Here is a 13,088-nt window from a genome sequence, read left to right as displayed (position 1 = left end):
CTCTCTTGCACATTTCGGCCTCCCAAAGACAATGACAGGCGACGGTACCACGACCCACACGCTCAGTTGTCAGCGGAGGAGTAAGTTCGTTCAGGGGTGGTCAAGGTGCGGAGACAACAGCGCTTACGCTTCACCGCGACGCCGGCGACAGATTGAGGCACCGCATTCCACAATTCCTTTGCCAAAGCCTCCTCGACATCTGCGATTTCCTCCTCGGCTTTCTTCGCCCTGGTATATCCGGCCCGCTTGTCCGCCGCCTTCCATTCGCGCCGGCGGGCCGCCAATGCGGCCCTTGCTTGCCGCCGCATTTCATCCTGATCAGCGTTCGGCAGGAGACGGTCTATCTCCCGACCTGAATACGCCCAGATGAAACCACAGTCTTCGGAGAACGGGACTTTCGTGCGGGGGAAACTTCTGAATTGCCGGAGCAACTCACTCTCGAGCTTTTGCTGGCGGCGGCAGGCTTCCCCGCAAAGCCTATGAGCGGCCATCCAATCTCTCCAAAGTGATACCACCGGATCGCCTTGCTCCGATCTCTCCGTCCGCACCATTGCACCTGCCGGGGCGGGCGCGGCTGCGATCGAAGCCGCAGCGCGTGCAAGGAAGTTTCTGCGCGTGGTCTCGGGGGAGGCATCCTTATTGCCGGAGGTGGCCATTGGGACCGCCTCCGATCAGAACGAGATCCGTGAGTATCGCGTTCAGTTTTGCCCACGGTAATTTTCGGCGGATGATTGCAGACAAAGTTCTGCTATTCTCAGAATCAGCCATGATCCAAGCTCCAGAAACCAGGTTGTGGTTGAGCCTCACGCTAAGGGACGAAGGCTGGATTAATTCGTAACAGGGATACGATAACGGCAGATGATTTGCATTTCAACACAAAATCGTAGCGGTGATACGAATTGAAGCCGATCCAGTGCAAAATGGCTCGGACAGCTCTAGGCTGGGGCACGCGTGATCTAGCCAGGAACGCCGGGGTTTCCCCAGACACGATTGCGAGACTCGAACGAGGTGAGAACTTGCGCGCCTCGACAATTACTGCTGTCCAGAGCGCCATCGAAGCAGCCGGTATCGAATTCATCCCGGAGAATGGCGGCGGCGTAGGGGTACGTTTCGCGCGGGCGACGGAGCACGAGAAGTAGCGCACACTGTCCGAGAAGCCCCGACGGCAGGTAGATCCCGCCCCGGACGAGAGCCGGGCATTTCGGTCTCCTTCTATCTTGCCCCGTAAAGCGGGGTCGCCCTATAACGGCGCCATGACCTCTGACTCAAAGATCTTTGTGAGCCTGCGGCCAATCCGCAAAATCCAGCCTCGACATCAGGAACCAAGTGGGCCAAATTGCCAATGGGACGGATGCGAACAGAGCGGCACGCACCGTGCGCCGGTGGGGCGTGAAGCAGAAGGGCTATTTCTGCTATTCTGTCCCACGCATTTGGCGGCATATACCAAGGGCTACAACTTTTCACCAAGCCTGTCCGATCCCGTGACCGCCCGTTATCAGCGAGAGGCCGCCAGCGGTCTTCGGGCAACCATTGGCGTAAAGGTCAATCGAGTTACAGAACCCCCTCTCCCATCCAAGGCCCGATCAGGCTCAGCAAAAGCGATCAATGCGCGAAAGAGTGCAGCCGAGCGGCAAGCGGCAAGCGCCGCGAAACGGGTTCGCAAGCTCAAGGTTCTTGAAGCAAAAGCATTCGAGACGCTCGGCATTTCACCCGACGCGACACCTGAAGAGATCAGGAGGCGCTACAAGGAGAAACTCAAGATGCACCACCCGGACGCCAATCAAGGCGATCGCAATTCGGAAGACGAGCTCCGGGCGGCCATAGAAGCTCATAAGATCCTCAAGCTCAACGGCTTCTGTTGAAACTGGCGACGGTGCTTTTTTCTCTTGAGGACCCGGATTCCTGGCACTCCGTTTGTCCGCGACTTCAAATCAACTGCTTGGCTTTCGAGGCGGAAGACAGCCTACTCTCCAAACGGAAGTTCAATTTCTTCGCGATTTTTCTTTGCCCCCTCGATCAGGACCGTCTTAAGCCGCTCGGCATCTTGTGCCGGCAGCATCCCAGCCCCGGCTCGAATGCCTTCCTGCCACGCAGGCCCGCGTTCCCATGCTTCGTTGTAGACGAGCGCCAATTCTGCGGACCGCCTCGTCTGCAGCAGGGCCTCAAAAAGCAGCGCAGCTTGGCGGACGTCCTTCTCCCGCTTCGCTGCCCCCTGCCCGTCAAGGTGCCGGCGGCTGGCGACGATGAGCTTGTGGATCGCGTACCGGGACGGATCCGGGACAACGACCGGGACACCGCTCCGGTGGAGCAGCATTGTCCTGACGGGTTCCCTGATGAGGAAGTCGAGAAAGCGTAGTGGATCCGCGCTGGCGCCACCAAGGGCAGGCATCGTTGCCGGCTGGTCGATGTAGTCATCCGAACCACGGTTCGACGTCAGGAATTCGACCCGGTAGCCGTCAGCATTTTGGAACGCCGACGAGGCCGCAGATCCCGATCGATGGGGAACCGGCCGGAAGCTGGCGTCGACGCCCTGCAGCAGCCCAACGATCGGAGGCAGGCTGTCTTCAACCTCCCGGCTGATGGCATAATCCTGGGCGATATCCGCATCGCCGGTCAGGATCGCAGCCATGGGAAGGCGCACGCCCAGCAGTCCGGAATAGCACTGAAAAGCCACTGTGCCGATGAGAACAGCCCGGAGCCGAAAGAGACCGCCGTCTGCAAGGGCCTCGACGATGTCGCCCGACATGGCGTCAGGGGCGATCATCCCACCGTCGCGGGTCAAAGTGTTGACCAAGCGCCTGCGAGCGCGGAGATCGTCCTTGTCCCGCTTGTGATCGGCTACGCGCTGCGCGATATCCGGATCGTCGGCAGAGCCGACATAGCGACGTTTTGTACCGCCCTGTCCATCGGGTATATCGAAGTACCAGTACTTGCGCCCCTTGATGTTCGCCGGGGTGAACCGGCCTTCCGGAGGGAAGTCGGCCGTCCAGGCGGCATCGAGCGAGCGCTGGCCCAACTCGGCGAGCATCGTCTGGTACATGAGGTCGATGGACTTCATAGGCTCGACTTTGGCGTTATACTGTTTTTCAAAAACAGTATAACCATCGAGAGGATGCCGCAAGATGGGATCCTAGCTCTAGCGCCTATGCCCGGTTTGAACCAAAGACCAGCTCTTAGATTGAATATCAATGAAAATTCCTGCTCTTCACCTTCAGCGTATCGATATGAAGATCAGGCACGAACATGTCGCGCGCGGCTATAACCGGCTTCGGTTGATCCCGCGGATCCGGCCCACCTCCCCGCGCAAATTCATCACCACGGCCGGCCGGCAGCTTGAACTCTTCGTCACGATCGGCAAGGCCCACAAGGTCGCCTGACAGATCAAACAGCTGCTGGGCGACAAGATGCACGACCTCTCCTTCCCGCTGGATCCGGCCATTGATCGCCATCATCGAGGATCCGAGAACGACCCGCCGGCGTTTTTCAAACAGTGTCGGCCAGACGACGAGGTTGGCCGGTCCGGTCTCGTCCTCGATGGTGATGAACATGACGCCCCTGGCCGATCCGGGCTTTTGCCGCACGAGGACAAGACCGGCGGTATAAACCCAGCGCCCGTCCCTCGAATTCATCGCCTCTGCACAGGTGATGATGTTGCGCGCTGATAAATCCTTGCGCAGGAAGGCGATCGGATGCTGCCGCAATGTCAGCCCGGTATGACTGTAGTCCTCGATGACGTTATGCCCGTCCGTCATCTGCCGAAGTGCCACCTCCGGCTCCTGCTGCTCGGCGATTGCAGCCATTTCCCGGTGGGCCGCAGCGGCAAACAACGGCAGGGGTTCGTCGCGCAGCGCCTTGATCGCCCAGAGCGCATCCCGGCGCTCAAGCTTCAGCGACGGCAGAAAGGCATCCGCCTTGGCGAGCTGGACGAGCGCCTCCGATGGCACGCCGGATCGGCGCCACATATCGTCAACCGAGGCAAAGGCATTGCCCATGCGCGCGGCGACGATCCGCGCGGCGTCAGCGACCGCCAATCCCTTCACCTGCCGAAACCCGAGCCGGACAGCATGCCGATCACTGCTCCCGATCCGCTCCAGGGTGCAGTCCCATCGGGACCGGTTGATGCAGACCGGTCGCACCTCGACGCCGTGGGCTCTCGCGTCGCCGACAATCTGGGCCGGCGCGTAAAAACCCATCGGCTGCGAATTGATGAGCGCCGCGCAGAAGGCTTCCGGATAATGGCATTTGATATAGCTCGACGCATAGGCGATCAGCGCGAACGACGCCGCATGGCTCTCCGGAAAACCATAGGAGCCAAAGCCTTCGAGCTGGGAGAAGGTCTTTTCGGCGAATTCCTGAGTGTAGCCATTCCTCACCATGCCGGACACGAGCTTTTCCTTGAACCGCGAAACGCCGCCGGTGAACTTGAAAGTCGCCATCGACTTGCGCAGCTGGTCGGCCTCGCCACCGGTAAAGCCGGCGCAGACCATCGCGACCCTCATCGCCGACTCTTGAAACAGCGGCACGCCGAGCGTCTTGCCGAGCACCGCTTCCAGCTCGGGCGTCGGATATTCGACGGCCTCCTTGCCTTCGCGCCGGCGCAGATAGGGATGCACCATGTCGCCCTGGATCGGGCCGGGCCGGACAATGGCGACCTGTACCACGAGGTCGTAGAAGGTCCGGGGTTTCAGCCGCGGCAGCATCGCCATCTGGGCGCGGCTTTCGATCTGAAACGTGCCGAGCGTATCGGCCTTGCGGATCATCGCATAGGTCGCAGGATCCTCCTGCTCGATGTCAGACAGATCGAGATCGCGATCCTTGTGCTCGCGGATCAGATCGAACGCCTTGGCCATGCAGGTCAGCATTCCAAGCGCCAGGATGTCCACCTTCATGAATTTCAGGGCTTCGACGTCGTCCTTGTCCCATTCGATGATCTGACGGTCCTTCATCGTCGCCGGTTCGATCGGCACGAGATCGTCGAGCCGATCATGGGTGAGGACAAAACCGCCGGGATGCTGGCCGAGATGCCGTGGCGCGCCCATCAATTGCTGTGCGAGCTTCAAAGTCAGCACAAGACGCCGGTCGTCTGGATTGAGATTGAGCTCGCGGACATTGCGATCGCAGACCTCTTCCGACCAGGACCACATGCCAGACGACAGCGCCTTGATCACGTCCTCCGGCAAACCAAGTGCCTTGCCGACATCGCGGATCGCGCCGCGCGCCCGATAGCGGGTCACGGTGGCGCAGAGCGCTGCCTTTTCTCTGGTATAAGTGCGGTAAATCCACTGGATCACCTCTTCGCGCCGCTCGTGCTCGAAATCGACATCGATATCAGGCGGTTCGTCACGCTCCTGCGATACGAAGCGTTCGAACAGAAGATCATTCGTCGAGGGGTCGATGCTGGTGATGCCGAGAATGTAGCAGACGGCGCTGTTGGCGGCCGATCCACGGCCCTGGCAGAGAATGCCCTGTGACCTTGCATAGCGCACGATCGAGAAAACGGTCAGAAAATAGGGCGCGTATTTCATGGTGCGGATGAGATCGAGCTCGTGGCGCACGACCTTCAACACATCGGGCGGCAGACCTTCGGGATAGCGATCGGGCACGCATTGCCAGACATAATGCTCCAGCGATCCTTGAGCATCCTTGCCCGGTACGATCGCCTCCTCCGGATATTGGTAGGTGAGCTCTTCGAGCGAGAAAGTGCAGCGACGGACGATCTCCATGGTTCGCGCGAGGGCTTGCCGGTATCGCGGAAACAGCCGCTCCATTTCTGCCGGCGGCTTGAGGTATCGGTCGGCATGGCGCTCGCGCTCGAAACCGACCTCGTCGATCGTGGTGCGGGTGCGAATGCAGGTGACAATGTCCTGCAACTGCCGGCGGCCTGGCTCATGGAAGAGGACATCATTGGTGACGACCGTCTTCACCTTGAACCGCGCCGCAAGATTGGAAATCTCATGCAGGCGCAGCTGGTCGTTCTGCCGGCGCCGCAGACAAAGCGACACATAGGCCCGATCACCAAACAGCTCGGCCATCTTGCGCAGCTGGATCGCGCAGACGTCATCCGGCAGGTCCGGCACAAGAATGCCGATCATGCCGCCATTGTATGCGACGACGTCGTCCCAGTGCAGGATACAGTTGTTCTTTCCGCCGCGCGACTTGCCAAGCGTGATGAGGCGGGTCAGCCGGGAATAGGCAGCCCGGTCGGTCGGATAGACCAGCACCGACATGCCGTCGGCCAGATCGAGCCGGCAACCGACAACGAGGCGTAATCCCGTGGCGCGCGATGCTTCAAGCGCCCGCACGATCCCGGCCAGCGAATTGCGGTCGACAACGCCAAGGGCTTCGATGCCAAGAGCCTTGGCGGTTTCGAACAGTTCCTGCCCCGAGCTTGCACCGCGCAAGAAGGAAAAATGGGTCGTGACCTGCAGCTCGGCATAGCTCATGCGAAGATCCCATGGCAGAACCAGCGATGGCTTCCGGTGTCAGGATCGATGCCATCACCGGAGCGAAACACCCAGAGACGCTCGCCCGCCTCGTCTTCGATGACGAAATAGTCCCGCACAGCCTCCATCTCGGCGTCGCGCTGCCACCACTCGCCAAAAATCCTCTCGGGACCATCGGCCCGCTTGACCTTCCGCCGCTTGCCGCGCCAGGTGATCGAGACCGGCGGGCGGTCCGGCAGCAAGGCGATGGCCTCGATCAGCTCCGGACGCGCCAGCAGCCGAACCGGCCGGCGCCAATGACTGACCCAGGTGACCTCTACCGGATCGGCAGCAGGACCGATCCGCTGGACGGAGCGCTCGGGCACGTCGGAGGCAACCGGTGCTACCCGATACACACGCTGGCCGCGGTTGCCGTAGATATCGATCAGCGGTGTGACGTCCTTCACTTCCTCCTCGACCAGCGAGGAGGATTTCTGGCGCTCCTCCAGCGGCTCGGCCATGACGGCGGCCAGGGTCAGCTTCTCGATCCCGAAGCCGGGTTCGATCTTTTCCGTCCGGTCGCGGAACAGCTTCGTCAGCCAGGCGACATCGCGCACCGCCTTCACCGTTCCGGCGCGGATTGCCTGCCGCGAACCGTCAACTTTTTCGACGATCAGGTCGGCGCGCCGAACACCAAGGCCACGCCTTTGCAGCTCCTCGATCAGTTGTACGACCAGCCGGCCGACATATTTGTTGATGGTTTCGGCAGCACCGATCGGCTCGGCGAAGGCTCTGGAGACCTCGATAGTTTCGGCGGTGCGGATCGGATCGATCGGTTCGGAAGCGCGGCCGAACATCTGGTCGAGCCGCCGGCCAATCTCCGGACCAAAACGAAGCGTCAGCGGCGCGCGCGGCGTGTTCGCCAATTCGCCGATCGTCTGGAAGCCGAGCGTGCGCAGATCGCCGACGACTTTCCCCGGAAGGCGCAGCAACGATATCGACAGCTTTTCGACGGCGCGGACGGTCTCACCGGTCGGCACGATGACCGTTTCGCGGCTGATGGCACGGGCGCAGGCATGCGCTGCACCCCAGGTGTCGGCGATCGCGACACGGGCGGTGAGTTTTTTTGCCAGGAACTGATTAGCGATCTTGGTCACCATGGCGAGCTCGCCGCCCTGCAGGTGATCGGCACCCTCGGTGTCCATGACGATCCCGTCGATCCCATCGACGGCGACGATCGGCGAATAGAGCGTCAGCGCCCAAAGGGTAATGCGCTCAAGCGCTGCGGCATCCTTTACAGGATCCGCATCGACCAGCATCAGGCCGCGGAACAGCGCCTGTGCTTTCGCCGCCGGCATGCCGACATGCACGCCGGCTTTTCGGGCGGCGGCGTCGGCGGCCGACACCCAGCGTTTCGAGCCGCTCCTGGCGATCACGGCTATTGCCTGTTCAGGAGGAATAGACGGATCGGCGCGACGAATGCGATCCGTCGGCAGATCCGGAAGATAGATCGAGACGACCCTTGTCATCGCACGCCCTCACGAGAAACTCAGCACATTCACCCGCTTTCACGCGCATCAGTTCCAGCAACCATTGGGCCCTCCCCACACCCGGCACCGGCAATTCCTCCGACGGCATGACGCTCACCCGCCACCGCGTGGCCGACGCCGTCGGCTGCCCGAAATCATTCGCCTCCGTCTGCCGTCGCCAGCGTCGGACGGCAAGCGCCATCGTGCCCGTCCGCTCGGCCGCCAGCTGCAGCCGGCGCGAGCTGACCATCGGTAGGCGGACGAGTTCACCGACCACAGCGCCGAGCCCACCAAAGGACAGCCCCTCCTCCATGTTTGCCAGCACGTCTTCCTCCTTGTCGGATTCGACAAAGATCACCCGGTCGGGATGGAGACCGACCTGGGCGAGTGCAGGAAAGAACAGGTCTGGCCGCGTCAGGCACCAGACGATCGGGCCTTTGGTGCGGGCCGCGATGCCTGCGGCACAGAGCGCTGCTGCCGCGCCATCCACCGTGCCCGATCCGCCACCGGCAAATTCATGCAGGGCGCCATAGGCCAGGCCACCTCCCGGCAGGACCGCATCGATTTCCGGCACCCCAAAGGACAGACAGCCCGCCTTTCTGGCTGACACGCCCTCCAGCGAGGCAATGCGCTCGCGCAGATCGGAAATCACCCTTTCGCGGGCAGCAGTCATCGTTCACGGCTCCCTTCAAGGTCGCGTTGTCGGCCGACATCATGTCAGACAGAATGCAGATGTTCTCTTTCTGTTCCGCCCCAACAAAAGAGTCAAGCAACCGGAGGGATGGGAATATTATCCTGAACATTAGGAATCGGAAGAATACTCAGAAGAATCAGCCCAATAACGGCTGGCAGACTTTTTTGGAGCGCTGCGTGCGCTCGCTACTCCTTGGTGTGAATTGCGGGGACAAGACGGGATCGTCGTAGTGTCTGCAAATTTCTTCTCGATCCCCGCGCATGAGGGCACCCCGCCGACAAAACGTCGCGGATCAAGCGGCCGGACGGTCATGGCCCCCCGCCCGAAGTGTTGCTGTCCTCACTGGCGCAACGCAGGTGATAAGGCGCCGCAGTTGCGGCTCGCGCTTTAGACCGCCAATCTTGACTGGAACGAAGCGTTCGAAAGAGGCTTGACGCGGAATGTACCTGCCGGGAGTGGCCGCAGGATTTCATCTTCCGGTACGACCCCATCGAGCCAGTCCATCCGCCGATCGCGCGTCAGCACCGCCATCTGCCGGTCATGGTAGGGTGCGATGTCGACATTCGCCTCGATCGTCAGGACGGCATAGGCCTCCGGCCAGCCATGGGACGCCTGCCGCCAGATACCCGCGAAATAGAACCAGTCACCGTTCTTGAACGAGAAACAGAAGTTCCTCGCCCCACTGCGATGGCGAAACTCGGATGCCGGCACCAGACAGCGGTGGTGGGTTGGAAACGTCCTTCCTTCAGAGCGGACGACATTGGCCGCGCGTGGGCCGCCATCGAGCCGACGCAACCCCCAGGGCAGCTCCACCATCTCCACATCGCCGTCATGCCGTCTTATGATGACGCGGCGCTCGTCGAGCGGGGCGTCGGACTGGAAAACCTCCGCGTTCATCATATGTAGAACATAGCAAGAACCACGCTTCACAACAAGAACTGCGAGGAAAGCATGTGCAATGATTATCGGCTGATGGTGGACGTGGCGTCGATTGTGGAGGATTTCGCCCATCTCAAGATCAAGATCCGCTTTGGTGAAGGTGCACCGAACGTTGAGGCACGCGAAGACATCAAGATCACAGATATGGCGCCGATCATCCGCACAATCGAGGGAACGCGCGACGAGGCGGACCTCGTCCAGCGCCGATGGAGTTGGCCTGGCCAGAACAAGCGGCCGGTCTATAATTTCCGCTCCGATGGACGCGAGTTCGATTCCAACCGATGCCTGATCGTCGCCGATGGTTTCTACGAGTTCACCGAACCAACCGAAAAAGGCAAAAAGCGCAAGGACAAGTGGCTGTTCACCAAGAAGGACGAACCAATTTTCTGCATCGCCGGAATCTGGCGCCAGACGGATGACGTCGGGCAAGCCTTCACCATGCTGACGATGGAGCCTGGCCCGGATCTCGCGCCTTACCACGACCGGCAGATCGTCATCCTCGAACGGGACGCCTGGGCCGAATGGCTCGATCCATCTGTCTCGGCGAAGTCTCTGATCAGGCCGCTTCCCGCCGGCACCCTCAATGTCAAGCAGGTCGGCTGACGCGCTTTCTGTTTCCATCACCGCATCTCAACGGGCTGAGTTGGAACAAAATGCGGGCTGGATGCTTCTCAGTTCCGAGGTCGCGTGCCGTGTCAACTGGACGTGACAGGGATGATGAAAGCTCTCCTTGCGGCCAACGAAATGGCAGTCGAGCGTCCCACCTCTCCAGCCCGCGCCTCAGTTCCGTCGTCATTCGACGCGGATGGCGGAAGTGTACCGGGGAACGCGATGGCCAGCGACAAGCTCTCAAAATACAAGCAGAAACGCGATTTTCTAAAGACGCAGGAGCCGAGCGGAAAGGCGAAGCTGAAGGCGTCGAACCGCCGTCGCTTCATCATCCAGAAACATGACGCGACGCGGCTGCACTACGATCTTCGCCTGGAACTAGATGGAGTATTCAAGTCCTGGGCGGTGACCAAGGGACCGTCGCTCGATCCACACGACAAGCGTCTTGCCGTCGAGGTCGAGGGTCATCCGCTCGACTATGGCGACTGTGAAGGCACGATCCCGAAAGGCCAGTATGGCGGTGGCACGGTCATGCTCTGGGACCGTGGCTATTGGGAGCCGGAGGGTAACAAAAGCCCGGAACAGGGATTGGCCAAAGGAGATCTCAAATTCAGGCTGGAGGGCGAGCGTCTGCATGGCAGCTTTGTGCTGGTGCGGATGCGCAATGACCGCGATGGCGGCAAGCGCACCAATTGGCTGCTGATCAAGCATCACGATGAATTTTCCCTCGAGGAAGACGGCGCGGCTGTCCTTGAGGACAACCCCACCTCTGTCGCCTCCGGTCGGACGATGGAGGCGATCGCCGCCGGCAAGGGCAAGAAGCCCAAACCGTTCATGGTCGAGAGCGGTGACGTTCAGGCGGATGCCGTCTGGGACAGCAACCACGGCCTCGCCGCCGAAGAACGCAAAGCCGAAACCAAAACCAAAAGGAAAGCCGCGCCGGCCAAAGCTTCCAAGTCAGCAAAGTCAACAATGCCGGGGTTCATCGCTCCGCAGCTCTGCGAAACGCTTGAGCGTCCACCCACGGCGGACGGCTGGATCCATGAGATCAAGTTCGACGGCTATCGCATCCAGATGCGCATCGAAAACGGCGAAGTGACGCTCAAGACTCGCAAAGGCCTCGACTGGACAGCAAGATATCCGGCAATAGCCGCATCTGGTTCCGCCCTCCCTGACGCGATCATCGATGGCGAGATCTGCGCTCTCGACGAACACGGCGCGCCGGACTTTGCCGCGCTGCAGGCGGCGCTGTCGGAAGGCAAGACCGATGCGCTGGTGTATTTCGCCTTCGACCTGCTGTTTGAAGGCAATGAGGATCTCCGACAACTGCCGCTGACCGAGCGCAAGGATCGTCTGCAGACCCTGCTCAACGACGCAGGCGACGATCCACGCCTGCGTTTCGTCGAGCATTTCGAAACCGGTGGCGACGCCGTCCTGAAATCGGCCTGCCGCCTGTCGCTCGAAGGCATCGTTTCGAAACAGGCCGATGCGCCTTATCAATCCGGCCGCACTGAAACGTGGGCCAAGTCCAAATGCCGGGCCGGCCATGAAGTGGTGATCGGCGCCTATGCCAAAACGAACGGCAAGTTCCGCTCGCTGCTCGTCGGCGTCAACCGGGGTGATCATTTCGTTTATGTCGGCCGGGTCGGGACGGGTTACGGCGCAAAAGTCGTCGATACGATTTTGCCGAAGCTCCGCCAGCTGGAAACCACCAAGTCGCCGTTTACGGGGATCGGCGCGCCAAACAAGGATCCTAACATCGTCTGGCTCAAACCGGAACTCGTCGCCGAGATCCAGTTCGCCGGTTGGACAGCCGATGGCCTGGTTCGGCAGGCGGCATTCAAAGGCCTGCGCGAGGATAAGCCGGCGGGGGAAGTCGTCGCTGAGAAGCCTGTCTCACCCGTAGCAGCCGATGTGCCTGATCCGGAGGCAGAGGCCGAAAAGCCAACTCCCGCTAAATCTTTCCGGAAGGGCGGCAAGGCGAACGTCATGGGCGTGTTGATCTCCAATCCGGAGAAGCCGCTGTGGCCCGACGCTGGCGACGACAAGCCGGTGACCAAGGTCGATCTCGCCACCTACTACGAAGCCGTCGGCCCCTGGCTTATCGACCACATCAAGGGCCGGCCGTGCTCGATCATCCGAACCCCCGATGGCATCGGCGGCGAGCAGTTCTTCCAGCGCCATGCCATGCCCGGAACGTCGAACCTGCTCGAGCTGGTGCAGGTGTTCGGCGACAAGAAACCCTATCTGCAGATTGATCGCGTCGAGGGCCTCGCCGCGATCGCGCAGATCGGCGGCGTCGAGCTGCATCCCTGGAATTGCGAACCGGAACTACCCGAAGTGCCGGGTCGCCTGGTGTTCGACCTCGATCCCGGTCCGGACGTCCCCTTCTCCACCGTCGTCGAAGCCGCTCGGGAGATGCGTGACCGGCTGGAGGAACTCGGCCTTGTCAGCTTCTGCAAGACGACGGGCGGCAAGGGCTTGCATGTGGTCACGCCGCTTGCGGTGGCGAAGGGCAAGAAGCTCGCTTGGCCGGAAGCCAAAGGCTTTGCCCATGACGTCTGCCAGCAGATGGCACGCGAAAACCCTGAGCTCTACCTGATCAAGATGGCGAAGAACCAGCGCAACGGTCGCATCTTCCTCGATTACCTGCGCAACGACCGCATGGCGACCGCGGTCGCACCACTATCACCGCGCGCCCGGCCCGGCGCCACGGTATCAATGCCGCTGACCTGGGCCCAAGTGAAGACGGATCTCGATCCGAAGCGGTTCACGATCCGCACCGTGCCGGCGCTGCTGGCGAAATCGAGCGCCTGGCAGGACTATTGCGACGGGCAGCGATCGCTCCAGCAGGCGATCAAGCGGCTCGCCAAGTCGATGAAGCAGGCGGCCTGA

Annotated in this window: 10 protein-coding genes; 4 read left to right on the top strand and 6 right to left on the bottom strand. The window is 61.2% G+C overall.

From position 1 onward, the window contains the following. Window positions 1-62: 62 nt before the first annotated feature. Window positions 63-656 (bottom strand): hypothetical protein, encoded by a 594-nt coding sequence (locus C5J26_RS30605; RefSeq protein WP_105405192.1) that lies wholly within the window; start codon window positions 654-656, stop codon window positions 63-65. 264 nt (window positions 657-920) lie between these two features. On the opposite strand from C5J26_RS30605, the gene C5J26_RS30600 reads away from it, so the two are divergent. Further along, a complete protein-coding gene (locus tag C5J26_RS30600) occupies window positions 921-1,139 on the top strand; it encodes a helix-turn-helix domain-containing protein (RefSeq protein WP_105405191.1) in 219 nt (72 codons plus the stop codon). A 114-nt stretch (window positions 1,140-1,253) separates the two neighbouring features. Further along, a complete protein-coding gene (locus C5J26_RS30595) occupies window positions 1,254-1,862 on the top strand; it encodes a J domain-containing protein (RefSeq protein ID WP_105405200.1) in 609 nt (202 codons plus the stop codon). Window positions 1,863-1,963: 101 nt separating this feature from the next. Here C5J26_RS30595 and C5J26_RS30590 read toward each other — a convergent pair whose 3' ends face one another. The 5 genes from C5J26_RS30590 to C5J26_RS30565 form a co-directional block, all read right to left on the bottom strand. Further along, window positions 1,964-3,058, bottom strand: coding sequence for a GSU2403 family nucleotidyltransferase fold protein (locus C5J26_RS30590; protein ID WP_105405190.1), 1,095 nt, complete (start codon window positions 3,056-3,058; stop codon window positions 1,964-1,966). A gap of 127 nt (window positions 3,059-3,185) precedes the next feature. Continuing rightward, window positions 3,186-6,443 carry an error-prone DNA polymerase gene (locus C5J26_RS30585; protein ID WP_105405189.1) on the bottom strand — a complete coding sequence of 1,086 codons (3,258 nt, stop codon included), beginning with the start codon at window positions 6,441-6,443 and terminating at the stop codon, window positions 3,186-3,188. Then, window positions 6,440-7,951 (bottom strand): DNA polymerase Y family protein, encoded by a 1,512-nt coding sequence (locus C5J26_RS30580; RefSeq protein WP_172746209.1) that lies wholly within the window; start codon window positions 7,949-7,951, stop codon window positions 6,440-6,442. Before C5J26_RS30580 ends, C5J26_RS30585 begins: the two co-directional genes overlap by 4 nt. Continuing rightward, entirely contained in the window at window positions 7,872-8,624 is a 753-nt protein-coding gene (locus C5J26_RS30575) for an ImuA family protein (protein ID WP_105405188.1), read from the bottom strand. The genes C5J26_RS30580 and C5J26_RS30575 overlap by 80 nt, the downstream gene beginning before the upstream one ends. 408 nt (window positions 8,625-9,032) lie before the next feature. After that, window positions 9,033-9,545, bottom strand: coding sequence for an SOS response-associated peptidase family protein (locus tag C5J26_RS30565; protein WP_172746208.1), 513 nt, complete (start codon window positions 9,543-9,545; stop codon window positions 9,033-9,035). A 51-nt stretch (window positions 9,546-9,596) separates the two neighbouring features. Here C5J26_RS30565 and C5J26_RS30560 point away from each other — a divergent pair, with 51 nt between their 5' ends. Both C5J26_RS30560 and ligD read left to right on the top strand, forming a co-directional pair. Beyond that, complete coding sequence (locus tag C5J26_RS30560; RefSeq protein ID WP_105405187.1) at window positions 9,597-10,187, top strand: SOS response-associated peptidase; 591 nt, start codon at window positions 9,597-9,599, stop codon at window positions 10,185-10,187. 228 nt (window positions 10,188-10,415) lie between these two features. Next, complete coding sequence (gene ligD / locus C5J26_RS30555) at window positions 10,416-13,088, top strand: DNA ligase D (RefSeq protein ID WP_105405186.1); 2,673 nt, start codon at window positions 10,416-10,418, stop codon at window positions 13,086-13,088.

The organism is Neorhizobium sp. T7_12 (assembly GCF_002968535.1).
Classification (GTDB): Bacteria; Pseudomonadota; Alphaproteobacteria; order Rhizobiales; family Rhizobiaceae; genus Neorhizobium; species Neorhizobium tomejilense.
The sequence above is the reverse complement of the archived record's forward strand: the minus strand, read 5'-3'. Positions and strand labels throughout refer to the sequence as shown.

Excerpts from the sequence above, each read along its gene's own strand:
- C5J26_RS30585 (WP_105405189.1), bottom strand. The coding sequence starts at position 6,443 with ATGAGCTATGCCGAGCTGCAGGTCACGACCCATTTTTCCTTCTTGCGC.
- ligD (WP_105405186.1), top strand. The coding sequence starts at position 10,416 with ATGGCCAGCGACAAGCTCTCAAAATACAAGCAGAAACGCGATTTTCTA.
- C5J26_RS30565 (WP_172746208.1), bottom strand. The coding sequence starts at position 9,545 with ATGATGAACGCGGAGGTTTTCCAGTCCGACGCCCCGCTCGACGAGCGC.
- C5J26_RS30580 (WP_172746209.1), bottom strand. The coding sequence starts at position 7,951 with ATGACAAGGGTCGTCTCGATCTATCTTCCGGATCTGCCGACGGATCGC.
- C5J26_RS30605 (WP_105405192.1), bottom strand. The coding sequence starts at position 656 with ATGGCCACCTCCGGCAATAAGGATGCCTCCCCCGAGACCACGCGCAGA.
- C5J26_RS30590 (WP_105405190.1), bottom strand. The coding sequence starts at position 3,058 with ATGAAGTCCATCGACCTCATGTACCAGACGATGCTCGCCGAGTTGGGC.
- C5J26_RS30595 (WP_105405200.1), top strand. The coding sequence starts at position 1,254 with ATGACCTCTGACTCAAAGATCTTTGTGAGCCTGCGGCCAATCCGCAAA.
- C5J26_RS30575 (WP_105405188.1), bottom strand. The coding sequence starts at position 8,624 with ATGACTGCTGCCCGCGAAAGGGTGATTTCCGATCTGCGCGAGCGCATT.
- C5J26_RS30600 (WP_105405191.1), top strand. The coding sequence starts at position 921 with ATGGCTCGGACAGCTCTAGGCTGGGGCACGCGTGATCTAGCCAGGAAC.
- C5J26_RS30560 (WP_105405187.1), top strand. The coding sequence starts at position 9,597 with ATGTGCAATGATTATCGGCTGATGGTGGACGTGGCGTCGATTGTGGAG.